This window comes from Streptomyces jumonjinensis (assembly GCF_009600885.1).
Classification (GTDB): Bacteria; Actinomycetota; Actinomycetes; order Streptomycetales; family Streptomycetaceae; genus Streptomyces; species Streptomyces jumonjinensis.
Map to the genome: position 1 here is coordinate 1 of NZ_VCLA01000007.1, position 22,185 is coordinate 22,185.

The 22,185-nt window shown below is 72.5% G+C and carries 21 protein-coding genes; 10 read left to right on the top strand and 11 right to left on the bottom strand.

What is annotated here, in order from left to right:
• Nucleotides 1–354: 354 nt before the first annotated feature.
• Both FF041_RS00930 and FF041_RS00935 read left to right on the top strand, forming a co-directional pair.
• Nucleotides 355–1,101 (top strand): thioesterase II family protein, encoded by a 747-nt coding sequence (locus tag FF041_RS00930; protein ID WP_153520585.1) that lies wholly within the window; start codon nt 355–357, stop codon nt 1,099–1,101.
• Between the two features lie 172 nt (nt 1,102–1,273).
• A complete protein-coding gene (locus FF041_RS00935; RefSeq protein WP_323390893.1) occupies nt 1,274–2,509 on the top strand; it encodes a glycosyltransferase family 2 protein in 1,236 nt (411 codons plus the stop codon).
• Between the two features lie 191 nt (nt 2,510–2,700).
• On the opposite strand, the gene FF041_RS00940 is transcribed toward FF041_RS00935, so the two are convergent.
• The gene (locus tag FF041_RS00940; RefSeq protein WP_153481289.1) at nt 2,701–3,942 is read right to left on the bottom strand and encodes a helix-turn-helix domain-containing protein; all 1,242 of its coding nucleotides are present in this window, start codon (nt 3,940–3,942) and stop codon (nt 2,701–2,703) included.
• Nucleotides 3,943–4,256: 314 nt separating this feature from the next.
• Here FF041_RS00940 and FF041_RS00945 point away from each other — a divergent pair, with 314 nt between their 5' ends.
• The 5 genes from FF041_RS00945 (at nt 4,257) to FF041_RS00965 (ending at nt 8,932) form a co-directional block, all read left to right on the top strand.
• Complete coding sequence (locus tag FF041_RS00945) at nt 4,257–4,418, top strand: hypothetical protein (RefSeq protein WP_153520586.1); 162 nt, start codon at nt 4,257–4,259, stop codon at nt 4,416–4,418.
• Nucleotides 4,419–4,530: 112 nt separating this feature from the next.
• Nucleotides 4,531–5,328, top strand: coding sequence for a phytanoyl-CoA dioxygenase family protein (locus FF041_RS00950; RefSeq protein WP_153520587.1), 798 nt, complete (start codon nt 4,531–4,533; stop codon nt 5,326–5,328).
• A gap of 28 nt (nt 5,329–5,356) precedes the next feature.
• The gene (locus FF041_RS00955; RefSeq protein ID WP_153520588.1) at nt 5,357–6,412 is read left to right on the top strand and encodes a polysaccharide deacetylase family protein; all 1,056 of its coding nucleotides are present in this window, start codon (nt 5,357–5,359) and stop codon (nt 6,410–6,412) included.
• A 110-nt stretch (nt 6,413–6,522) separates the two neighbouring features.
• On the top strand, nt 6,523–7,791 hold the full coding sequence (locus FF041_RS00960) for a D-arabinono-1,4-lactone oxidase (protein WP_153520589.1): 1,269 nt from the start codon (nt 6,523–6,525) through the stop codon (nt 7,789–7,791).
• A gap of 253 nt (nt 7,792–8,044) precedes the next feature.
• On the top strand, nt 8,045–8,932 hold the full coding sequence (locus FF041_RS00965; RefSeq protein ID WP_228387961.1) for an aminoglycoside phosphotransferase family protein: 888 nt from the start codon (nt 8,045–8,047) through the stop codon (nt 8,930–8,932).
• A gap of 90 nt (nt 8,933–9,022) precedes the next feature.
• On the opposite strand, the gene FF041_RS00970 is transcribed toward FF041_RS00965, so the two are convergent.
• The gene (locus tag FF041_RS00970) at nt 9,023–9,829 is read right to left on the bottom strand and encodes an SDR family NAD(P)-dependent oxidoreductase (protein ID WP_153520590.1); all 807 of its coding nucleotides are present in this window, start codon (nt 9,827–9,829) and stop codon (nt 9,023–9,025) included.
• 223 nt (nt 9,830–10,052) lie between these two features.
• On the opposite strand from FF041_RS00970, the gene FF041_RS00975 reads away from it, so the two are divergent.
• Nucleotides 10,053–11,063, top strand: coding sequence for an aldo/keto reductase (locus FF041_RS00975; protein ID WP_194291891.1), 1,011 nt, complete (start codon nt 10,053–10,055; stop codon nt 11,061–11,063).
• A 165-nt stretch (nt 11,064–11,228) separates the two neighbouring features.
• Here FF041_RS00975 and FF041_RS00980 read toward each other — a convergent pair whose 3' ends face one another.
• The 7 genes from FF041_RS00980 to FF041_RS01005 all read right to left on the bottom strand — a co-directional run bounded on the left by FF041_RS00980 (nt 11,229) and on the right by FF041_RS01005 (nt 18,265).
• Nucleotides 11,229–13,157 (bottom strand): HtaA domain-containing protein, encoded by a 1,929-nt coding sequence (locus FF041_RS00980; protein ID WP_153520591.1) that lies wholly within the window; start codon nt 13,155–13,157, stop codon nt 11,229–11,231.
• A gap of 260 nt (nt 13,158–13,417) precedes the next feature.
• The gene (locus FF041_RS00985; RefSeq protein WP_153520592.1) at nt 13,418–14,617 is read right to left on the bottom strand and encodes a hypothetical protein; all 1,200 of its coding nucleotides are present in this window, start codon (nt 14,615–14,617) and stop codon (nt 13,418–13,420) included.
• A gap of 411 nt (nt 14,618–15,028) precedes the next feature.
• Nucleotides 15,029–15,157: a hypothetical protein gene (locus FF041_RS39980; protein ID WP_267133170.1), complete on the bottom strand. Its 129-nt coding sequence runs from the start codon at nt 15,155–15,157 to the stop codon at nt 15,029–15,031.
• A gap of 177 nt (nt 15,158–15,334) precedes the next feature.
• Complete coding sequence (locus FF041_RS00990) at nt 15,335–15,763, bottom strand: protein-tyrosine phosphatase family protein (RefSeq protein WP_323390895.1); 429 nt, start codon at nt 15,761–15,763, stop codon at nt 15,335–15,337.
• Between the two features lie 252 nt (nt 15,764–16,015).
• The gene (locus tag FF041_RS00995; RefSeq protein WP_153520593.1) at nt 16,016–16,765 is read right to left on the bottom strand and encodes an N-acetyltransferase; all 750 of its coding nucleotides are present in this window, start codon (nt 16,763–16,765) and stop codon (nt 16,016–16,018) included.
• Between the two features lie 118 nt (nt 16,766–16,883).
• Nucleotides 16,884–17,453 carry a DUF6506 family protein gene (locus FF041_RS01000; RefSeq protein WP_153520594.1) on the bottom strand — a complete coding sequence of 190 codons (570 nt, stop codon included), beginning with the start codon at nt 17,451–17,453 and terminating at the stop codon, nt 16,884–16,886.
• Between the two features lie 221 nt (nt 17,454–17,674).
• Nucleotides 17,675–18,265, bottom strand: a complete 591-nt coding sequence (locus tag FF041_RS01005; protein WP_153520595.1) for a GNAT family N-acetyltransferase — start codon at nt 18,263–18,265, stop codon at nt 17,675–17,677.
• Nucleotides 18,266–18,390: 125 nt separating this feature from the next.
• Here FF041_RS01005 and FF041_RS01010 point away from each other — a divergent pair, with 125 nt between their 5' ends.
• Entirely contained in the window at nt 18,391–19,287 is an 897-nt protein-coding gene (locus FF041_RS01010; RefSeq protein ID WP_153520596.1) for a hypothetical protein, read from the top strand.
• Nucleotides 19,288–19,378: 91 nt separating this feature from the next.
• On the opposite strand, the gene FF041_RS01015 is transcribed toward FF041_RS01010, so the two are convergent.
• A complete protein-coding gene (locus tag FF041_RS01015; protein ID WP_228387962.1) occupies nt 19,379–20,314 on the bottom strand; it encodes a DUF2637 domain-containing protein in 936 nt (311 codons plus the stop codon).
• Nucleotides 20,307–20,606, bottom strand: a complete 300-nt coding sequence (locus FF041_RS01020) for a hypothetical protein (protein ID WP_153520597.1) — start codon at nt 20,604–20,606, stop codon at nt 20,307–20,309. The genes FF041_RS01015 and FF041_RS01020 overlap by 8 nt, the downstream gene beginning before the upstream one ends.
• A 343-nt stretch (nt 20,607–20,949) precedes the next feature.
• Here FF041_RS01020 and FF041_RS01025 point away from each other — a divergent pair, with 343 nt between their 5' ends.
• On the top strand, nt 20,950–22,143 hold the full coding sequence (locus tag FF041_RS01025) for a cytochrome P450 (protein ID WP_153481265.1): 1,194 nt from the start codon (nt 20,950–20,952) through the stop codon (nt 22,141–22,143).
• Nucleotides 22,144–22,185: the final 42 nt, after the last annotated feature.

Sequence of the window (22,185 nt, forward strand, 5' to 3'; positions counted from 1 at the left end):
GGCGGAGAGCAGCGCGGACCGGGCCCGCCGGGCGCGGGCCGCCCGGGCCCGCCGCGCGCGGACCCGGCAGGAGGCCGGCTGACCGCCGCCCCGGGGCAACCCGAGGCGGCCCCGGTCCGCCCGCTCCTGGCAACCCTGCGGCACAGCGGCACAGCGGCACAGCGGCAGGGCAACCCGGCGACACAGGATCACAGGATCACAGGCAACACGGGTGCCACAGCAGCACGGCAACACAGCAACACGGCGGCAGGCAGCACAGCGGCACGGCCGCCGACTGCCGGCCGCCGCGCATCGATCACCCGGCCATCGCGGTCGCCCCTCCCGGGGCGACCGCCGACCCCAGAGGACACGACCATGACCTGGCTGAGCTCCCCCGCGCCGCGTCCCGGCGCCCGGCAGCGGCTGATCTGCTTCGCGCACGCGGGCGGCTCGGCGCACTTCTACCGCGGCTGGGCCGAAGCCCTGCCCGATCTGGAGGTGCACGCGGTCCACTACCCGGGCCGGGCGCATCGGATCGACGAGCCGACCGCCACCGATCTGCGCGGGCTGGCCGGGGAGATCGCCGAGGGGATACGGCATCTGAACGACCGTCCGCTGGCGCTGTTCGGGCACAGCATGGGCGCGGTCGTGGCCTTCGAGACGGCCCTGCGGCTTCGGGAGAGCGGGGTGCGCGTCAGCCATGTGTTCGCCTCCGCGGCCCGTGCGCCGCAGCTCCCCGGCGTGCCCATCGGCGACGGAGGCCCCCTCGACGAGGACGCGGTGGCCGAGGCCCTGATCGCGCTCGGCGGCACGGACGCGCAGGCCCTGGCGGATCCGATGCTGCGCGAGTTGATCCTCCCCTATGTGTGCGCGGATCTCATCATGCTCGACGCCTACGTCCACCGGCCCGGCTCGCGGCTCGACTGCCCCGTCACGGCGATCGTGGGCGACGCCGACCAGCAGGTGGGCGCGGCGCACGCGGATGCCTGGGCCGAGGTGACGAGCGGTCCGTTCCGCCGCCGCACCGTCTCCGGCGACCACTTCTATCTGACGCCGCGACCGCCGTTCGCCCTGATCGGCGAGGCCCTGTCGCCACTGTCGCCGCTGTCGACGCGCGCCTGACGGGGAGACGCCTGCCGGACGGGGAGCTGTGCGGCTCCCCGTCCTTGACACACACTTACCTTCCTGACAAGAGATAGTTGCCAGAATTTGCCCAGGCTTCCCGACTCCGACTTCAGCCCTCTCCCTCGGACTCGGCCCCGGGGAACCGCCGTGCGCCCTGCGAGGAGCAGCCGTGAATGATCTGATGTTCAGCATCGTGATTCCCTACAAGCAGCGCCTGGACAACATCAGGGCGGTGTTCACCTCGCTCGCCGAGCAGACGCTGGACCCCGCCGGGTTCGAGATCGTCGTCGGGGCGATGGAGTACGATCCCGCGTTCGTCTCGCTGTGCCGGGAGTTCACCGACCGCCTCCGTATCGTCTCCGTGCTGACCGCCGACGAGTGGAACACCAGCCAGGCCCGGAACCTCGGCATCCGGCATGCCTCGGGCCGGGTCGTCGTGGTGCTCGACGCCGATGTGGCGCTGGCCCCGGTGGCGCTGCGGAATCTGTGGGAGCGGCATTTCCAGCATGGGCAGAACGTCTGCGTACTCGGTCAGGTCTTCGGCTACGACGAGGTCCTCGACGACGACGTCGACGACGTCGAGGCCCAGCCGTACGCCCGGTACCGCGGGGTCTTCGCGGAGCTGGAGACCGCGGACCGCGCCCGGCTGGACCCCCGCTGGTCGGCCGAGTACGCGTCCGCGTTCGCCCGTTTCCCCTGGGCCTTCGCCCGCACCGGGCTCATGGCGCTGCCGACGGCCCTCATCCGCCGCCACGGCCTGCTGCTGGACGAGGGCTTCCGCGGCTGGGGCGCGGAGGACCAGGAGTGGGGGCTGCGGATCTCCCGTACCGGAACGCCGATCACGCTGGGGCAGGACGTGTACGGGGTGCATCTGCCGCACCGGCGCGACTTCGCGTCCCAGGACCGCTCGGCGACGCTGACCAATCGGTACTACCTCGCCAAGTGGCCCCGGCTGGAGCTGGAGCTGGCGCTCGCCTTCGGCGGCTGGCTGGCGGCGGACCGGCTCTTCCCGGAGGCCGAACGGGAGCTGGCCGGGGCCGGTGCGGGCCGGCGTCTCGGCACCGTACGGGGCACGGTCGGCGGGGCCCGCGTCCTCGCCGTGGGCGCGCTGCTCGACGTACCGCCGGAGAGCGGCGGCCCGGCGGCCGGTCCGCCCCGGATCGATGTGTCGGCGGTCGACGACCCCGAGGTCGAAGCGGTGTTCGGCGGCCTGGCGGGCGGGCGTGCCGAGGTGCTCCCGCTGGCCGGATTCGCGCTGCCGTACGAGGACGACAGCGTCGACGAGTGCCGTGTCCTCGCACCGGTCCAGCGGCTGAGCGAACGCTATCGCGACGCGATCCTGCGGGAGGCGGAGCGGGTCTCGCTGAAGCCGGTCGCACCGGTCGGCGACTCCTCTCCCGGCTGAGCGCGGCGCCAGGGCCCGTTGACGTGGCGGCGCGGCGGCGCGTGCGGGCGCTCCGGACCGGCGCGGGGCCCGTGGTCCGGCGGCGGAGCGGACCGGCGGACTCCAGGGGCGGACCGGCGGACTCCGGGGACGGTACGGCAGGCTCCGGGGACGGTACGGCAGGCTCCAGGGGCGGTACGGCGTCCGGTCGGTCAGGAGCCCGCCGAGCCGCCGGGACGGTGGGCGTCCTCCAGGGCCTCGGCGAGGATGCGCCAGATCTCGGCGGAGAGGTCGATGTTGAAGCCCTGCCGCGCCTCCTCGCCCAGCCCTTTGAGCTGCCGGAGCCCTTTCTCCAGATGGCCTTCCAGGATGAGCAGCCGGCTGTCGAGGACGCCCAGGCGGATCCGGTCGCGGTAGGCCAGCCACAGCTCGCCCTGGTGGAGTTCGTCGAGGATGGCGCGGGCGCGGGCGAACTCGCCCTCGGAGAAGGCGAGATGGGCCTGGAGCGTCCGCAGCTCCTGGTTCAGCAGAGGGGTGCCCACAAAGCCCAGCGCCGCCCCCGCCTCCGTCAGCCGGAGCCGGCCGAGGTCCATCCGCGGCGGGGTGCTCTGGAGGTAGAGCGAGGCCGCGGCCAGCCGGAGCCGGACCCACAGCGTCAGGTCGGCGAGGCTGTCGAGTCCCTTGATCGCCCGCTCCAGCTGGCGCTCGGCGCCCTCCTGGTCGCCCTGGCGGAAGCGTACGGTCGCGGCCGACCAGAGCGCCTCGGCCTTGAGGGTGCCGCCATGGTCCTCGACCAGCTCGACCAGCTCGTCGGCGTGCGCCCGCGCGTCGGGCAGCCGGCCGGCCTCGGCCTCCGCCGACACGAGCGCCGTCAGCGCCGCGCCGGTGTCGGGCACGGACAGCTCGGCCGCTTTGGCCAGCCGGACCGCCTTGGCCGCGATCTCGATCGCACGGGTCACCTCGCCCGCGGTGCGCAGACAGCGGGCGTACGCGGCGCAGGCCCGGCACTGGAGCTCGGGCAGCCCCAGTTCGTCGGCGGTCCGGGCCAGTTCGGCGAGGCCCGCGAGCTCCTCGGCACGATCGCCGCGCCTGCGCCGGCTCCGGGAGACCAGCCAGAGCGCCTGCCAGCGCAGCAGCGGATCCTCGTGATCGGCGTCGGCGAGCGCGGAGATGACATCGTCGATCGCCTCGTCGCCGTCGCCGTCCGCGGAGGTGGCGATGCTCAGCGCCTGGGCCAGCGAACTGCCGCTCGACGGCACCTCGAAGGCGCTGCGCTCCACCCCCAGCCGCTCGGCCAGGTAGGCGACCACGCGCTCAGCGGGCTGCCGTACGCCCGATTCCAGGCGCGACAGATACCCGGTGGAAATCTCCTCGCCCGCGAGAGCGGCTTGAGAAAGTCCGCGCTTACGCCTCAACTCCCTGAGGCGTCGCCCGAAGAGCGGCTGTTCCATCATATGAATCCCAGTATTCAGATGCCCGAATTGCGGTATCCGGTCAGCCGGTTGAAAAGTCGTGCTGCGGCAATGAGGGACGGACAGAGGGTGGACCACCGCGAGCGGAGTATAACGGTCACCGCGTGATACAGGCAACGCATTGCCCGCTCCACGCTTGACGATCGCCGCCGGACCGTCTCACCAGAGGTCTAGACTTGCCTGAATTTGGCAATGGCTTGCCTAAAAAGTTGTCTAGTCGCTACGGTGGCTTCAGCCATCGCCGGCACCGTAAGCAAAGTGTGCCCGCTCGTCTGCGTTTCCCATCTGGAGAAGCCATGACCAAGCCCATTCGCGCTGCGCTCGTGACCGCTTCCTTCACCCTGGTAACGGCATTCCTGTCCAGCTCCGCCTGTGACATCGACTGGCCGAAGCCGAAACCGGCGGTCGTCGCCGCGGACGTCACCGGCGCCCCGGCCGACGTCATCGACTGGCCGTAGGGACAAGGGAGATCAGCCCCGGGCCCGCCACCACGGCGCGGGCCCGGACGAGTCAACGGCCCCACCGACCGCCACCACGCTCAGATCGGAGACCGCCGCCATGACGCCCGCCATGTCCGCCGCACTCCTCGACGCCCCACGGCTGACACCGGATCAACTCGACCGGTTCGACCGGCTCGGATATCTCGTACTGCCCGGATTCCTGCCCGGAGACCTCGTGGCACGCCTCAAACCCGAGGTCGACCTCTGGGTCGACAACGGGCTGCGCGCCCGCTCCATAGCCTCCTGCCTCGACCCCGACGCCCATGGCGTCCCGCCGGTCATGGAGATCGAACTGCCCGCGCACGGCGAACTCGTCGGCCATCCGCCGCTGCTCTCGCTGCTCGCCCGGCTCATGCGCGGCGACTTCGTCTTCCACCATCTGCACAGCGATCGCCAGGCCCCCCAGGTGCCGGGCAAGCCCTGGCACCACGACTACGAGCAGTCCGGCGCGGCCGGGCGGGCCCACCCCATGGTCCACGCCCTGCACTATCTGGACGGGCTCGACCCCGAGGTCTCCGCGCTCGCCGTCCTGCCCGGCTCCCACCACGAGATCGCGGCCAAGTCGGCCCGGGCGCACCACGGCACCGACCCGCTGCCGGGCGAGGCCGTCCTCGACGACCTGCCGCCGGGCAGCACCGTGATCCTCCACTCCGCGCTCTTCCACGCCCGCCGTCCCCAGCCCTCCGGGCCCGGCAGACCGCGCTACTTCGTCGACGCCTCCTACTGCCGGACCGGAACCCGCTGGCCCCCGGTCAAACCCTACTGGCGCCATATGCTCGCCCGCTCCCGCGCGCTCGGCCTCGACCACGGGCAGTGGCCCGAGCTCTTCGCCGAGCGTCATTTCACCGAGTACGGCCAGACGGACTGAGGGCGCTCCGCCACGAAAGGACTGCCGTATGTACACCGGAATCTCCTGGAGCTCCGCCGGTTACGAGGTCGCGGTCATCGACGCGAACGGCCTGCCGGCGAGAGCCCCGGCGCAGTTCCCGCCCGGCGGCGCCGGGGAGATGATCGACTGGCTGCGGGGGCTCGGCCCCGGCCTGGTCCATGTGGTCGAGAGCACCAATGGAATCCTCGACGGGCGCATGATGGCCGCGGGGCTCGATGTGTACCGGGCCGATCCTCATCTGCTGCCGGGGCGCCCGCTGTTCGGCTCGGTCCCGGCCGGGGTGCTCGCCGGCGCCGGTCTGCGCGAGCTGTCGGCCCTGACCCGGCTGGTGCCCACCCGGGGCACCCAGACCGGACGCGAGGCCGAACTCGACACATGGATCGAATCCAGCGAGGGCGCGCTCGCCGAGCTGACCCGGACGGGGCGCGCGCTGAGCCATGGCGGCAGGGACCGTCCCGAGATCGCGCTCACCTTCGACGACGGGCCGCTCCCGCCCTACACCGGCCTGATCCTCGATGTGCTCGGACGCTACGGCGTCCCGGCGACGTTCTTCTGCGTCGGCATGAACGTGACGGCGTACGCCGGGGACATCGCCCGGATGCGCGAGCAGGGCCACGCGGTCGCCAATCACACCTGGTCCCACCCGATGCTGCCGGAGCTGACCCGGCCCCAGCTGATCGAGCAGCTCGAACGCACCAAGGAGGCCGTGGCGGAGGCCGGCGTGCCCGCACCGACGCTGTTCCGTCCGCCGTACGGATCGCGTACGCCCGAGGTGCTCGGCTGGCTGGCCGAGACCGACGCACGGGTGGTGCTGTGGGATGTCGCGCCCGACGACTGGGCGATGCCCGGCGCGGACACGATCGCCCGGCGGATCCTCGGCGGGGCCCGGCCGGGCTCGATCGTCCTGCTGCACGACGGCGGCGGGGACCGCTCACAGACCGTGGCCGCGCTGCCCGCCGTCATCGAGGGGCTGCTCGGCCGTGGCTACCGCTTCGTCCTGGCCCAGGAGCTGCTGGACCGGTCAGCCCCGGCCCCGGGTCCGGGGACGGCGCGCGCCGCATAGCGGCACGTTCGGCACGGCGCTCACCGGGGCCCGCGCCGCCGGGCCATGCGTACGACTGTCCGCTCCGTCGCGGCGTCCGGTACGACGCCGCCTCATCCACTGGGGTGTCCATGCCCGTCCCCTCCGTACCGGCCGCCAACTGGGCCGGGAACGTCGTCTTCCGCGCCCTGCGGGTCCACCGCCCCTCCTCGGTCGGCGAGCTGCGCCGGCTCGTCGGGAGGAGCCGCCGGATCAGGGCCCTCGGCAGCGGCCACTCCTTCAGCCGCGTCGCCGACAGCGAGCACGAGCTGGTGCGCCTGGACGGCCTGCCGCCCCTGGTCGAGATCGACACGGCGTGCCGGACCGTGACCGTCGGCGGCGGCATGCGCTACGCCGAGGTCGCCGTCGCGCTCCACCGGGCCGGGTACGCCCTGGCCAATCTGGCCTCGCTGCCGCACATCTCGGTCGCCGGCAGCTGCGGCACCGGCACCCATGGCTCCGGGGACGGCCACCGCTGTCTCGCCGCCGCCGTCCGGGGGCTCCAGCTGACCGGCCCGGACGGCGATCTGCTGGAGCTGAGCCGGGAGAGCCACCCCGATGTCTTTCCGGGCTCGGTGGTGGCGCTCGGCGCGCTCGGCGTCGTCACCCGGCTCACCCTGGACATCGAGCCCGCGTACGAGATGGCGCAGTTCGTCCGCGTCGATGTGCCGCTCGACGAGATCGCGGACCGCTTCGGCCAGGTCTTCGGAGCCGCCTACAGCGTCAGCGTGTTCACCGACTGGCACGACGGCGCGGCCTCGGTCTGGCTCAAGCACCGCACGGACCGGCGGCGCGGCGACTGGGCGGGCGGCCGGGCGGCCGGACGGCCGCTGAATCCGGTGCCGGGGATGTCTCCGGACTCCAGTACGGAGCAGCTGGGGATACCCGGCCCCTGGTTCGAACGGCTGCCGCACTTCAGGCCCGAGCTGACGCCGGGAGCCGGGGAGGAGCTCCAGTCCGAGTACTATCTGCCGCGCGCCGCGGCCCCGGAGGCGTTCGCCGCGCTCCGCGGCATCGGCTCCCTGCTCGCTCCGCTGCTGCACATCGCGGAGGTGCGCACGGTCCGCGCGGACGATCTCTGGCTGAGCCCCGCCCATGGGCGCGACTCGGTCACCTTCCACTTCACCTGGGTGAAGGACACGGCCGCGGTTCCGCCCGCGATCGCCGCCGTCGAGAGACTTTTGCTGCCGATGGGGGCCCGGCCGCACTGGGGGAAGCTGACGCTGGCGTCCGCGCCGGAGATCATGGCCCGCTATGAGCGCGCGCCGGACTTCGCGCGGCTCGTCCGCTCGTACGACCCGGGCGGGAAGTTCGCCAACGCCCTGACGGACCGTCTCTTCCGGTCGGAGCGCCCGGAGTAGCCGGAGCGATCGGCGCACCCGGAGTGAGCCGCGCCGCCTTGCCCGGAGTGTGCCTGGGCAGGCCGTGCTCCTGCCCGCGCTCGCGGGGGCAGGAGCAGGGGCGGGGGTAATTCCGTGGAAGACGACGTGGACCACCTGGAATAGTCGGCCCCGCTCCTTGGCCGGTTCCAGGGCGCAGACCCTGCCCTCGGCGGCCCGCGATCCGTCCGGGGCCGCCGCACCGGTTCCCGGTGTCCCGAGAACGGAGTCGCTCTTGTCCATCGAGGACCCGGCCGCCGTCGCCCGGCTCGTCGCGGCGCAGTTCCCGCGGTGGGCGGCGCTGCCCGTCACGGCGGTCGACTCCGACGGCACGGACCATGTGATGCACCGGCTCGGCGCGGACATGGTCGTACGGCTCCCCCGCGGCGACTGGGCCGCGGACCAGGTCGAGAAGGAGCAGCGGTGGCTGCCCCGGCTCGCCCCGGGACTGCCGCTCGCGGTTCCCGTGCCGCTCGCGCTGGGGGCCCCGGTCGCGGACTGTCCCCGGCCCTGGTCCGTCTACCGCTGGCTCGACGGCCGTGACGCGACCGTCGAGCGGCTCGCGGACCCTGATCTGACGGCGATTCAGCTGGCCGGTTTCCTCGGCGGTCTGCGGCGGATCGACGCCGGCGGCGGCCCGCCGCCGGGGCCGCACAACGGCCGTCGCGGTGAGCCGCTGGAGCGGCGGGACCGAATCACCCGCGAGGCGATCGGCGCGCTGCGCGGGATCGTCGACGCCGAGGCGGCGACGACGGTGTGGGACGCCGCGCTCCGCGCCCCGGTGTGGCAGGGGCCGCCGGTCTGGGTCCACGGCGATCTGCGGACGGGGAATCTGCTGGAGACCGGCGGGCGGCTGAGCGCCGTCATCGACTTCGGCTGTCTGGCCGTGGGGGATCCGGCGTGCGATCTGGCGGTCGCGTGGGCGCTGCTCACGGCCGGGGCCCGCCCGGTCCTCCGTGACGCGCTGGCCGTGGACGCGGCGATGTGGGCCCGGGGGCGCGGCTGGGCGCTGTCCACGGGCGTGGTGCATGTCGCCGCGTATCTGGAGTCGGCTCCGGAGCTCACCGGCAGTGCGCTCCGTCAGGTCGGCGAGGTCCTCGCCGACTTCGGGCACGGCGGCTGACGCGCCGGGCGGCGTACGGGACGGCGCCAGGTGGCGTACGGGCCGACATCAGGCGTCGTACAGATCAGCAGCACCGACCCTCGCGTCGGGTCAGCGCAGGGCGCGCTGGGCCTCGACGACCTGCCGTGCGGCGTCCGCGGCGTCCCCGGCACCCCTGGCGCCGCCGCGTCGGGCGCGCTCCGCGAAGCCGGGGAACTGATTGGCGACGGCGCAGCGCAGTCTGAGCCTCAGGGGAGCGATATTGATCTCGCCGCGGTCCTCGGTCACGGCGCGGACGACCGCGCCCGCCACCTGGGCGGGTGTGACGGTCCGTACGCCGCTGGGCACCGCCGCTCCGGTGTCGGCGAACATGCCGGCCTCGCTGACGAATCCCGGCTGGACGAGCGAGACGCCGACCCCGGCGTCCGCCAGGTCCTGCCGGAGGCTGTGGGCGAAGCCGCGCAGGCCGAATTTGGTGGCGGTGTAGAGGGAGGAGTACGGGGTGGCGGCCTTCCCTGACATGGAGCCGATGAAGGCGAGGTGCCCCCGGCCGGCCGCGGCCATCCCCGGGGCGAGCAGCCGGGCCAGCATGACGGGCGCGGTGAGGTTCACGGCGAGAGCCCGGTCGATCTGCTCGGTCCGGTAGTCGAGGAGGTCTCCGCTGGCGGGCAGGGCGGCATTGGCCACCAGGACATCGACTCCGGCGCAGTCGTCGACCAGGCGTCGCACCTGGCCGGGGTCGGAGAGGTCGGCGGCGACGGACCGGGCTCCGAGTTCGGCCGCGAGCGCGTCGAGCGCGTCCGTGCGCCGGCCGGTCAGCACCAGCGAGGCGCCCTCGGCGGCGAGCCGGTGCGCCAGCGCCCGGCCGATCCCGCCGGTCGCGCCGGTGAGCAGCACGGTCGCTCCAGAGATACGCATCGGCGGTGCCTCCCGGTTCCCCATGTCGTGCCCGTCGTGGACTCTCTCCGGCTCGGGCCGGCCCTTTGAACGATACAAAGTTGGCAACTCGTTGTCTATCTAGAGGCAAAATCTATGCCAGAATATTTCCATCGCCGCGATGACGCGGGCAACACCGCCTCGACGGCGCGGCGTTGGCCCCCGGGCCGCCGGGCCCGCCCCCAGGACAGCGAGGATGGTTCAGATGACGGAGACCGTTCCACTGGAGCAGCGCACGATCGACAGGACCGGACAGCGGCTGTCCGTGATCGGTCTCGGCACCTGGCAACTGGGCGCGGACTGGGGCGCGGTGAACGAGGACGACGCGTTCTCGGTGCTCGACGCGGCGGTGGACGCCGGTGTCACCTTCTTCGACACCGCCGATGTGTACGGCGACGGCCGCAGCGAGCGCCTCATCGGACGCTTTCTGCGCGGACTGGACCCCGAGCGCTCCCGCCGGGTCCTCGTCGCGACCAAGATGGGCCGCCGCGCACCGCAGGACCCGGCCGAATTCACCCTCGACAACTTCCGTGCCTGGAACGACCGTTCCCGGGCCCTGCTCGGCGTCGACACCCTCGATCTCGTACAACTGCACTGCCCGCCGACGGCGGTGCTGTCCTCGGACGCGGTCTACGACGCGCTGGACACCCTGGTCGAGGAGAAGCGGATCGCCGCGTACGGTGTGAGCGTGGAGAGCTGCCAGGAGGCGCTCACCGCGATCGCCCGGCCGCATGTGGCCAGTGTGCAGATCATCCTCAATGTCTTCCGCCGCAAGCCGCTGGAGCGGGTGCTGCCCGCCGCGCGGGCCGCCGGGGTGGGCGTCATCGCCCGTGTCCCGCTCGCCTCCGGGCTGCTGTCCGGCCGCTACCGCCATGACACGGTCTTCGGCGCCGAGGACCACCGGACCTACAACCGGCACGGCGAGTCCTTCGATGTGGGCGAGACCTTCTCCGGTGTGGACTACCGGACCGGTGTGGAAGCCGCCGCCGAGTTCGCCGGGCTGATCCCGGAGGGCATGTCCCCGGCGGGCGCGGCACTGCGCTGGATCGTCCAGCAGCCCTGTGTGACCACGGTGATCCCCGGCGCGCGCTCAGCGGAACAGGCGCGCTCCAACGCCGCCGCCGCCCGGCTGCCCGCGCTGCCGCGGACCGCCATGAACGCGATCGCGGATCTGTACGACCGCCGGATCCGCGCGCGGGTGCACGACCGCTGGTGAGGCCCCCGTACGGCGGAGGAGGGTCCGCCCCTGATGTCAGGGGCGGACCCTCCTCCGCCGTATCGCCGTATCGCGTATCGCCGGGGCGCCGGGGTGCCGGCCGTCACTGGCCGGCGCTCCGGCGCGGGGTCAGCGCATACCGACCCGGTCGCTCCCGGCGCGCGGTCAGCGCACGTCGACCCGGTCGCTGCCGCTGCTGGCCCCCACCCGGTTGGGCGTCGCGGCGAAGACCGCCTTCCAGCTGCCGTCCTTCTTCGCGGTGAAGCCCTTGGAGAAGACGCCCTTGCTGTCGGTGCGCGTACGGGACTGCTCGGTCCACTCCTTGGCGCCGTCGGCCTTGAACCAGACCGTCACGCCCTGGCCCGGGGTGACCTTCCAGGCACCGTCCATGACGGTGCGCAGGGTGCCCTTCACCGTGATCGAACGGCCCTTGCGGACCGGCTCGGGACCCGCGTCGAAGCCCGAGATCCCCGTCCGCAGCCGGACATCCACCGCATCGCCGCGGCTGACGGCCGCGGACTGGTCGGCGGTGCCCTCGTAACGGGCACGCCAGTCGCCGTCCTTGGCCGCGGTGACCCCGGCGGAGAAGACGCCCTTGGAGTCGGTGACATCGCTCGCCGCCTTGCTCCAGGCGGTGGCGCCCTTGGCGCGGAACTCGACGACGACGGACTTCTTCGCGAGCGGCCGCCAGGTGTCGTCCGCGGTGCCGGCCGTCTGGAGCGTGCCGTCGACGGTCAGCTTGCCGCCCTTCGCGACCGGCTCCGGGTCCGCGTCGAAGCCGGTGATCCGGCTGGGCACGGCGGAGACCGAGAGAGTCGCGGACTCGGTGGTCACCGAACCGGTCCCGTTGGTGAACACGGCGCGGTAGCGCGCGTCGTTCAGTGCGGCGCTCGCCTTGACCTTCAGGGTCGCGGACTCCGCTCCGTCGACCGCGCTCCAGGTGGTTCCGCCGTCCGTGCTGCGCTCCCAGCGGACGGAGTCCGCGCCGTCGGCGGCGGCGGTGAAGGAGGCGGTGGCTCCCGAGCGCACCGAGCGGGAGGCGGGCTGGCCGGTCACCTCGACCGCGCCGAAGTGCACCGCGCGGGCGACGTCCTGGGCTCGGGAGGGCATCCAGGTGGCGTCCGCGCCGTCGTGCGAGTTGAAGCTGGTGACGAAGCAGGCGGTGGTGCGGCAGTCGACCGTGGATCCGCCGGAGGGGGTGAAGGTCTCGGTGACCTTCAGGGTGGTGGTGAAGGAGCCGTCGGCGTCGACCTTGCGCACATAGGCCGCGTTGCCGAAGACGCTCGGGAACGTGGTGCCCGGGAGGGCGATGGACTGGGCGATGTACACCCCTCGGCCGGGCCGGTAGCCGCTGCCGGTGACCGTCACCGAGGTCTCCGCGCCCAGCCCGGAGACCTGGCTGACGGTCAGGGCGGGAACGCTCACGGTGCCCTTGACCCGGACCGGGTCCAGCGCCGTGCCGGGCTCGTACATCGGCCGGCCCTCGAAGGCGAAGGTCTCGGCGCCCTGGGCGGTCAGGGCGGCGGTGATGCCGCTCCAGTCGACGCCGGAGCCGTTCAGCGCGTCGGCGGACGCCTTCAGCTTGGCGAAGGGCACCTCGGTCGCCGAGGTGGGGGCGGCCCCGTCCAGTTCGGTGCGTACGTCCATGTAGAGCGTGCCCGCGCCGTCCGCGATGACGATCCTGGGGTTGGCGAAGGTGATCGCGGTGATGCCGTGCGCGGGAACCGAGTAGGTGACCGAGCCGGAGAAGCGCACATCGGCGTCGCGGCCCTCGGGGTCGACCGAACCGTGGCGGACCGGGTAGGAGACCACGCCCTTCGCGGACTTGGAGGCGCCGTCCGCGGGCGTGACGGTGCCGTCGAGGCCGTTGACATAGGCCAGCCAGGATGCTTTGAAGCCCCAGCCGGCCTGGCCGGTGAGCAGGATCGGAGAGCCGGCGCGGGCGGTTCCGCTCTTGGGCGCGGGGGCCTCCGCTTCGGCGGCGGCGACCTGCGGGGCGGCGACGGACACGGAGGCGGTCAGCACCCCCGCTCCCATCGAGACGGCGGTCAGCGCGGCGACGGCGGCGAGGCGGGTACGGCGGGACGTGGACATGCTCGGCATGTCTCCTTCGGGAAGAGGGCACACGGGGGTGCGACGTGACGCCCGCGCAGGGGCGCCACGGAGGGCAGAACAGAGGGCAGAACGGAGGGACCGGCTTCTCGGAGTGGGGGACCCGAAGTCGATAGCGATCATATTAGGTGAGGCTTACCTAAACTGTCACTATCGTTCCCGGCCACCCCGAGGACAGCCCCTCCGCCCGGCCCCCGGCCGACCCCTCTGCCCGGCCCCTCGGCCGAGCGCCGCCGGGCCCGTCAGCTCTGCTGGAGCGGCGCGAACGGATTCGGCTTCTGCCCCGTCCACCGGTGCAGCACCGCACGGCCGTTCTGCCGGACGTCGTCGCCGGAGCCCGAGGTGCTCGCCTCGGCGACGTAGGAGCGGCTGTCGTCCAGCGAGATCAGCCCGTACTGACCTGTCGCCTCATACCCGTACAGACCGGTCTTCTCATCGTGCAGCCCCCGGGGCCGCAGCGAGAGCAGCCAGCCCTGCTCGGAGTCCTCCTGCCCGCGCACCTCGCCCCACTGAGGGCGCTTCCCGCCGTCGATGACGAAGAGGGAGTAGTTGGGGAAGGTCTTCTTCTTGCCCTTGTACACGGACATCAGCCAGTTGCCGCTGTACCCGTCGTACTCCAGATTCTGCACGCCGTAGGTGGTGTTGCCGGTGTACGCGAAGTACTTGCCGTCCGGGGAGTCCGGACCGCTGGTGTGCGGGGCGCTCTCCACCAGGGGCTTCTCGTACTTCCGCCATGACCGTACGTCGTACTGGAGGAGTACCTGGTGGTCGTTGTCGGTTCGGCCGGTATGGGAGTAGACCCCGTACGCGACCGTGAGTCTGGAGTGGCCGCTGCGGTCGAGGTCGGGGCCGAAGGCGAGACCGTCGATCCCGCTGCATCCGTAACGGTGGTCGGGGGTGTTCGCGGTGTTGCCGTCGAAGACTCCGTCGCCGTTCATGTCGGCGGTGTAGTCCTCGACGACCTCTTTGAGATGGACGGTGGAGACCACGCCGGTGGACTGGGCGTCCATGTTCATCCGGGTGATGCGCTCCGCGTCGAAGAGCGCGATGTAGAAGGCTTTCGCCGCCTTGTACTCAAGGGAGCCGTAGACGCGCCCGTCCGTCCGGTTGAAGTCCAGGTCGCCCAGGTGGCCGGTGAAACCGGTGACGGAGCCGATGGGCCGGCCCAGGAGATCGGTCTTCACCAGCAGATTGGTGAAGGAGAAGTACAGATGCCCCTTGCGGCGGTCGAACGCCATGCCCTGGAGATGCCCGGACCGCCAGCCGCCTCCCTCGACGACCGAGGGCAGGGAGGGCAGGGTGAACGGCCACTGCCGGGCCCGCGCCGACGTGTCGTCGGAGAGCGTACGGGCGTGTACCGTTCCCCCGGCCGCGACGGCGGCCGACATGAGGACGAGGGATGTGAGCAGGGCCGCCAGCCGGGCGTGGGCGTGCCTTCGCATGGTTACCTCCGAGATCCTGATCCTGGGGACTACAGGAATTACAGGTTCCAGGGGTGATGCCACGCAGACGTGCACGGAGAACCAACGCGTGATGAGCGTGGCGCGTCCGCGTCGTGCCGGCCGCCGCTCCGCGAGACGGCTCGCGCCAGCGGTCGGCGTTCCCGGGTTTCCCGGCCCGTATCGGCACAGTCCCAGGTCAGCCCATATGCGCGGGGGCAGGGGGAGGTGCCGGGACCCGGACCGCGGGCCGGGGCGGGGCGCTGGGCGGGGCGTTCGGCGGTCGCCGTCCGCCCCTCGCGAGGACCGCCCGCTTGGCCCAACCCGCGCGACGCCGAGCCCGGGGCGGCGTACCCTCCGCCCGTTCCGCTCCGGCCGCCGGGCCGGACGGAACGGGCGTCGCACGTCAGCCGGTCACTTGATCACTTCAACTTTCTTGTCCCCGGCCGACTTGGCGTGGGCCGTGGCCGAGGCTCCCAGCACGACGACCGCCAGCGCCATCACCACGGAGACGGCCGCGGCGACAGACTTCTTCGAGTTCATGATTCCCCCAGGTGATCCGTGTGATCCGTACCGTCCCGGCAGCGTCCCAGCCGGACCCGGACCCGCACAAGAGGAGCCGGGGTCCCCGCGCGGAGCAGTCGTCCGGCGCTGCCGAAGAAAGGCTGGGATCCGTCCACGGCGCCATGAGCGAGAGGACGAAGGCCCGTGGAGACCCGTTCAGGGGAAGGCGCCGACGAACCGGCGCTGCCAGGGGGTCTCCACGGCGCGTGCCGCGTAGTGCTCCCGGACGTAGGCGACCGCCTCGCCGCCGGGCACCCCGTCCAGCACGGCGAGACAGGCCAGCGCGGTGCCGGTCCGGCCGTATCCGCCGCCGCAGGCGATCTCGACGCGTTCGGCTCCGGCGCGCTCCCACGCCTCGCCCAGAGCCTTCTCGAACGCGGCGCGATCGGACGGCAGCCAGAAGTCCGGCCAGCGGAGCCAGCGGGCCTCCCAGCGGACGGGCGGGGGCCTGCGGCCCCGCAGATACAGGGCGAAGGACGGCTCCTGCCCCGGCGGAAGGGGCCGGCGCAGTCCCCGGCCGCGAACGAGCCGGCCGGAGGGCAGCCGCAGCAGACCGGGCGTCGCGGGTTCCCAGGAATCGATCACGGGCCGAGCGTAGTTCTCCGCTCCCCGGCAGCGCGCCGATCGGGGGTATCACCGGCTGGTCGGGTACGGCGGCGGCCCGCCCCGGCCGCCCGGCGGCGGGTTCGGCGGCGGTCGGGCAGCGCGGTGATCCCGTCATGCAGTCCGGTGGGCACGGTGACGCCCCACCGGCCGGCGGCCTCGGCCGCCATGGCCGCGATCACAGGGAACGGGGCGCCTCCGAGCCGCTCGATTTCCTCCCGCGGAGGAGCCCGTTCACCGGTCCACCCGGTGTCTGACCCAGACGTTCGGTTCGACGTACACCGCGTACCCCCGCTCCGGTTCGCAGTGCACCGGCACCAGCGCGCCCGGCACCTCGACGGGTCCCTGTACGTCGAAGGGCAGCCCCGTCCAGGCACGCCACTGGTCCAGGGAGCCCGTGATCGTCATGGAGGCGGGCGCGACGGACTGGACCGTCCCGCCCGCGCGGACGTGCACACGGAGCCAGGGGTCGTGCGGAAGGCCGTCCGGGCGGGTGCGGAAGGCGTACTCGTGGATGGAGCCCGTGCTCTCCGTGTGCTTACGGGAGGGACGCACCGGGGCGACCAGCCCGCTCAGGCCGCGCTCGCGGACGTTCCTCCGGAGGGCGTCGAGCATCATGCCGGATATGCCCTGCCCCTGGCGTCCGGCGGCCACGGTGATGTCGATGGCGCTCACCGTGTCCGGGGCGGTCCCGTGCCGCAGATCGTCGAAGGCCCACAGCAGCACCTGGTCCCAGCCGGTCGCGGGCAGCTCCCGCCGCCCCTCCGTGTCGAAGCGGAACGGCACGCTGAACGACCTGGCGACCACGTCACCGGCCTCGTCGGTGGCGACCAGGACGTGCTGCGGCAGTTCGTCGGCGATCCGGCTGAAATACGCCCAGCCGATCGGGTCGTGCAGCATGAACTCGGGCCAGGTGTCGGGCATCCGCCACATCGGCTCCTGGAGCCCGGGACGCTCGGCAAGCGTAGTGATCTTGAGTGCCATGCCAGGGAGCGTAGTAACGCCCGGGCCGGCGCTCCACCCGTTTTCCACCGGCGTGAGAGCCCGGCCGCCGGGCTCGCCCCGGCCCGGCCCCGGGCTCACTCCCGCTCAGCCGCCGGGCTCACTCCCGCTGGGCCGCCGGGCTCATCGCGGCACCCACCGCGACCCGCTCCCCCGCGGCCTCGATCACCGCTGCCGCCGCGTTCGGGGCGAAGCCCCCGTACAGCTCGATCAACTCCACCTCGCCGGCGAGTCCCGCGGCCACGGCGGCGCCCGCTCCCGGGTCGGGAACGGCGACGAACAGCGCCCGCACCGCGCCCTCCTGGCGCTCCAGCCGGTCGACGGCCGGGTCGGCGCCTTCCTGGAGGCAGAGGAAGAGCATCGTCACCGGCCGGCCTGCGATCACCAGCTCTTTGAAGCGTGCCACCTGGATCAGGGATTCGAAGCCGAAGAGCACGGTGGCCACCCGGGCCCGGCCCCCCACCGCCCGCTCCACCGCGGCGGTCCAGACGAGTCCGGTCGCCCCGCAGAGCTGGATGGTCCCGACCCCCTCGCCCGCCAGCCGGGCCGCCAGCCGGGCGGCGGCCTCGACGGACGGCGCCGCCCCGATGACGGTCCCCGCGCCTGTTCTTCCCATGCGTACGGGTTGGGCCGTCTCCCCCGCATAGATGATCGCGCTGTCTCCGGTCATGACCCCTCCGCCGTCTCGGTGTCCCCCGCTCCCCCCTCAGTATCCGGCCCTCGCGCCGGGAGGACAGCTCCTGTCCGCGCCCTACGGGATGTGCACGGCCCGGGACTTGAGCCCTGCGCCTTCTCGCCGAGGCGCGCGGAGCGGTGTGACGGAGAGCGGCCCGGCGGCGGGAGCAGCCACGGCGGGACTCCGACGACGCGACCTGGGGACGACCCACCGGCTCAGGGCCGCGGCTCACGCCACATCGGCCAGATCACCGGGCCGTCGGGCAGGGTGATCAGGGGCTCCACGACGGTGAAGCCGAGCCGGCGGTAGAGATCCCGGCTGCGGGAGCTGCTCGCCTCCAGATACGCCGGTACGCCCTCCCGGTCGCCGTGGGCGAGCGCGGTCCGCAGCAGCTCGGTGCCGAGGCCCTCGCCCTGCCGTGCCGGGTCGACGGCGATGAACCACAGATACTCATGGGCCCGCTTCGGGTGTGCCTCCCCGGTCAGCCGCCCCAGGATCCCGATGCGTTCGTTGCCGGGGTCGACCGCCGTCACGAGCCGCCCGACGCTCCCGTCGTCGTCGCGGGGACCGCCGTCCGGCACGGACAGCCACAGCGCCGCGGCCGAGCCGTCCGCCATGAGGTCGACGCGGCCCGCGGCCAGCACGATGTCGAGGAACGCCTCCATCAGCGGGCGGTGCGCCTCATGGCGGCGCTGCCCGTCGGAGAGCACCCAGACGCTCACCGGATCGTCCTGGAACGCCCTGTCCAGGAGCTCTGCCACCGTCTCCCGGTCGGTCCCGGCCGCCCTGCGGATCGCCGCGCCCATGTCCGTCACCTCTTCGTCTCGCCGGTTGTGCCGCTGAGGCGTTGAACCCTACCCAGACGGGAACCGCCGGGTCCTCCCGTACGTCCCAGGGCCGAAGTGACGGACGGTGAACGAGGGGTGGGGACATGCGCGGGACCCGAGCGGGTGCGCTGATGGCGGTGGGCGTCCTGATGTCGGCCGTGGGATGCGCGGAGAAGCCGGAAGGGTTGGCGGAGGAGCCGGCGGAGAAGCCGGCCAAGGCTCTGGTGATCAAGGGCAAGGCGCCGGCCGCTCCCTACAGCGGGCCGTTGTGGGTGGCGCTTGAGGAGACCGACGAGGAGGAGAGTCCGCAGAATCTGCCCAAGCGGTCGGGGGCGGCGGGACGGGCGCTGGAGTGCGAGGGAAGAATCTACTCCGGCGGAGGCGCCGACCGCTGGAGCGAGGGCGACGGCGGGGACACCCCCGAGGGCGGGCTGAGAGCGTACTTCGACATCGAGCAGCCCGAGGAGCCGCGGTACGGATACCGCGTGGAGCGCGAGGAGGCGGAGCGGGTGCTCTACTCCTTCGATGTGGGCGGCAGGACCAAGGTCGCCGTGGTGGTCGCGAAGGACGGGCCGAACCGGCCGGGCTGGGGCCCGGAGACGAGCGCCTCCTGCGATCCGTCGGAGCTGCCGGCGGAGTTCACCGACACCAAGGCGTATGAGATCTGGTCCGACCGCTCCGGCAAGCGGGTCCCCGTGTCCGAGGTGAGCAGCTCCGCCGGTTCGGCGCACTGCGACTGGCAGAAGGCGTACTTCCTGGAGACCGGCGAGTACGAGCAGCGGAGGCTGTACGCCCGGGACCCGCAGGGGGTGCTGCCGGCCGGGATGCTCACGTCCGGCTACGACGGTGACGCGGCCATGCCGGCCGCCGCGCGGGACACCGGCTTCCGGCTGGACGGCCGGGAGTTGTGGCTGACGAAGGACGCGTCGAAGGCGTATGTCCGTAACGCCGGGAGCGTCGAGGTCTGGCCCGCGGTCAAGAAGGGCATGGGCTGCGACTGACACCGGGCGGACGCGGGGGCTTGTACGCCGCGCCGGGCCCCGGCGCGTCCGCCCGTCCGGTGGACGCGCCGGGGCCCGATGACCGGTGCGGTCAGCGGAAGCCGCCGCGACGCGCCGAATGCTGGCGCGGGAAGGGGCCTCGCGGGGAGTCCGGCTCGGCGGCGACCGGGTGGCCCTCCACCGGCGCGGTGTACGGGAGGTGCGCGGCCTGGGGCACGTCTTCGTCGGACGGCTGGCGGGACGGCTGCGACGAGACGCGGGCGCGGTGGCGGCGGCCGGCCTGGCGCGGCGGTCTGACCATGGTGATGAGACGGACGAGCTGCTGGAAACAGGCCAGGACCGCGAGGGAGGGGAGCGCGGCGGCGGCCACGTCGATGAGCGTTCTGGGCGCCTGCACCACACAGAGCAGGGTGGCGACACAGGAGAAGAACAGGACGACGGTCCAGGAGTGCATCGCCCGCCGCCGGTGCAGCGACGCGCGCAGGATGGAGAGGGAGGCGACGACCCAGGGTCCGTACACCAGGAGGGGCCACCAGATGATCAGCGTCTGGGAGGTCCGCGGCTCGGCGATCTCCTGGAGGGGGGCGAGGGCGACCATCCCGCCGAAAACGCTGACCATGGAGACGATGACGGCGGCCAGGACGGCGATGGAGAAGCTGGCCACGCGCAGCAGCAGGACCCGGCGGTCCCGGGTGGGGGCCCGGCGGCGGTGGCTGGCGGGGGCCTGGTAGGAGCGCGGCGGTTCGGCGGCGGTCCGGAGGAGCTCCACGGTCGCGGTGTCCGCCAGCGGGTCGGGGGCCGGGCCGTAGTCCGGGGCCGGGGGGCCGAAGTCGCGGTCGTCCGGGGTCTGCAGCAGCTGTTCGAGCTCCGCTGTGGGATCCCATGGCACGTCAAGGGGCCTTGCGCCCATGGGGGGCGGCTGCGGATATCCCCCGGCGACCGGGGCGCCGTACGGGTCCGTCCAGCCGGGATGCCCTTCGGCTTGGGGGTACGCGGCCGACCCGTAGAGCCCGTGCTCGTCATGCATGGACGCCTGACCCCGTCCATGTGTCGTCGTGCGCGGGAAAGGGCAGAGTCCCACCGGGCGGCAGCCGGCGGTGGAGCTCGTCCTGGATGCCTCCGATCACCGCCAGGAACTCCTTCAGCACCGAGGAGGAGTAGGTGAGCTCGACCCTCCGGTCCCCGCCCTCGTCCTCGTACAGGAGTGCGGCATTGTCGTCCGGCGCGGGCTTCGTGGATCCGGGGCTGAGAATCCACTTTCCCAGTCTGGTGGTATCGGCGCGAGCGGTGCTCCAGGGCTCGACCAGGGGTGGGGGCATCACTGTCGTCATATTCCAAACAACGACCGCATCGATGGACCTGATGTGGAGCAACTGGGGGACATATTTACGCCGTCCGGGCGTTTTAACCGTGAATTCCATAGATTATTAGGACGAACGCACTGGTGTCGCCGCCGATCGGGCAGGTCGCCCGTGGGGGTGATCCGGCCATCTGGCGGACGGCGCCCGGGCGCCACCGGACGGGGGCGTACGAGCGCCACAGGGCACGGGGCGATCACGCCGCAATTCGACGTTTTGGCCGAACTACGCATAGACGAGTAGATGCCTAAGGCATGTAGTGGGAGATGGACTCCATCGGACTACTCACTCTGCGAGGACCACGATGACGGAAACCGTCGCCTTCCCACAGAACCGGACCTGTCCCTACGCTCCCCCCACCGCATACGAGAAGCTGCGCGGGGACGGTCCCCTCTCCCGGGTGAGCCTCTACGACGGACGGTCGGTCTGGGCCGTGACCGGGCATGCGCTCGCACGGCGGCTGCTGGCCGATTCCCGGCTGTCCACCAACCGTGAGAACGAGGCGTTCCCGGTGACCAGCGAGCGCTTCGCCACCATCGGCAGGCGCACGGTGGCGCTGCTGGGGGTGGACGACCCCGAGCACAATGTGCAGCGCCGCATGCTGATTCCGGGATTCGGTCTCAAGCGCATCGCGGGGCTGCGGCCGGTGATCCAGCGTGCCGTGGACCAGCAGCTGGACATCCTGATCGAGCAGGGGCCGCCCGCCGAGCTGGTGAGCGCCTTCGCCCTGCCGGTGCCGTCGATGGTGATCTGCGCCCTGCTCGGCGTCCCCTACGCGGACCACGAGTTCTTCGAGGAGCAGTCCCGGGCGCTGTTACGCGGGCCGTCCGCCGAGGACACCGAACGGGCCCGGGAGCTGCTGGACGATTACATGGGCGCTCTGGTCGACGAGCGGATCGCCGCCGCCGGGGGCGACGGGCTGCTCGACGAACTGATCGCCCGGCAGCGGGCGGAGGGCGCCCTCGACCGCACGGAGCTGGCCAGCCTGGGGCTTCTGCTGCTCATCGCGGGCCATGAGACCACCGCGAACATGCTGTCGCTGGGGGTGTTCACCCTGCTCCAGCATCCGGAGCACCTGGCCGAGCTGCGGGCGGACCCCTCGTTGACGCCCGCGGCGGTCGAAGAGCTGATGCGCTTTCTCTCGGTCGCCGACGGCATGGTGCGGGTGGCCCTGGAGGACATCGAGGTGGACCGCGGCACGACGATCCGGGCGGACGACGGGGTGGTGTTCGCGACCTCGCTGATCAACCGGGACGCCGACGCATTCGTCTCGCCCGAGGATCTCGACTGGCACCGCTCGGCCCGCCATCACATCGGCTTCGGCTACGGGGTGCACCAGTGCCTGGGGCAGAACCTGGCCCGTGCCGAGATGGAGATCGCGCTGCGGTCGCTGCTCGTCCGGCTGCCGGAGCTGCGGCTGACGGTGCCCGCCGACCAGGTGCCGTTCAAACCGGGCGACACCCTCCAGGGAATGGTGGAGCTCCCCGTCGCCTGGTGACCGCCGGCCGACGATCATCCGTGCCCAGGAAGGAGAGGACCG

What these genes read in the sequence shown, in the direction of transcription:
- FF041_RS01020 (WP_153520597.1), bottom strand. Translation starts at nt 20,606, where the DNA reads ATGCCCCCACCCCTGGTCGAGCCCTGGAGCACCGCTCGCGCCGATACC.
- FF041_RS01000 (WP_153520594.1), bottom strand. Translation starts at nt 17,453, where the DNA reads ATGACCGGAGACAGCGCGATCATCTATGCGGGGGAGACGGCCCAACCC.
- FF041_RS01025 (WP_153481265.1), top strand. Translation starts at nt 20,950, where the DNA reads ATGACGGAAACCGTCGCCTTCCCACAGAACCGGACCTGTCCCTACGCT.
- FF041_RS00950 (WP_153520587.1), top strand. Translation starts at nt 4,531, where the DNA reads ATGTCCGCCGCACTCCTCGACGCCCCACGGCTGACACCGGATCAACTC.
- FF041_RS00995 (WP_153520593.1), bottom strand. Translation starts at nt 16,765, where the DNA reads ATGGCACTCAAGATCACTACGCTTGCCGAGCGTCCCGGGCTCCAGGAG.
- FF041_RS00955 (WP_153520588.1), top strand. Translation starts at nt 5,357, where the DNA reads ATGTACACCGGAATCTCCTGGAGCTCCGCCGGTTACGAGGTCGCGGTC.
- FF041_RS39980 (WP_267133170.1), bottom strand. Translation starts at nt 15,157, where the DNA reads ATGAACTCGAAGAAGTCTGTCGCCGCGGCCGTCTCCGTGGTGATGGCG.
- FF041_RS00960 (WP_153520589.1), top strand. Translation starts at nt 6,523, where the DNA reads ATGCCCGTCCCCTCCGTACCGGCCGCCAACTGGGCCGGGAACGTCGTC.
- FF041_RS01005 (WP_153520595.1), bottom strand. Translation starts at nt 18,265, where the DNA reads ATGGGCGCGGCGATCCGCAGGGCGGCCGGGACCGACCGGGAGACGGTG.
- FF041_RS00975 (WP_194291891.1), top strand. Translation starts at nt 10,053, where the DNA reads ATGACGGAGACCGTTCCACTGGAGCAGCGCACGATCGACAGGACCGGA.
- FF041_RS01010 (WP_153520596.1), top strand. Translation starts at nt 18,391, where the DNA reads ATGCGCGGGACCCGAGCGGGTGCGCTGATGGCGGTGGGCGTCCTGATG.
- FF041_RS01015 (WP_228387962.1), bottom strand. Translation starts at nt 20,314, where the DNA reads ATGCATGACGAGCACGGGCTCTACGGGTCGGCCGCGTACCCCCAAGCC.
- FF041_RS00970 (WP_153520590.1), bottom strand. Translation starts at nt 9,829, where the DNA reads ATGCGTATCTCTGGAGCGACCGTGCTGCTCACCGGCGCGACCGGCGGG.
- FF041_RS00985 (WP_153520592.1), bottom strand. Translation starts at nt 14,617, where the DNA reads ATGCGAAGGCACGCCCACGCCCGGCTGGCGGCCCTGCTCACATCCCTC.
- FF041_RS00940 (WP_153481289.1), bottom strand. Translation starts at nt 3,942, where the DNA reads ATGATGGAACAGCCGCTCTTCGGGCGACGCCTCAGGGAGTTGAGGCGT.
- FF041_RS00930 (WP_153520585.1), top strand. Translation starts at nt 355, where the DNA reads ATGACCTGGCTGAGCTCCCCCGCGCCGCGTCCCGGCGCCCGGCAGCGG.
- FF041_RS00980 (WP_153520591.1), bottom strand. Translation starts at nt 13,157, where the DNA reads ATGTCCACGTCCCGCCGTACCCGCCTCGCCGCCGTCGCCGCGCTGACC.
- FF041_RS00945 (WP_153520586.1), top strand. Translation starts at nt 4,257, where the DNA reads ATGACCAAGCCCATTCGCGCTGCGCTCGTGACCGCTTCCTTCACCCTG.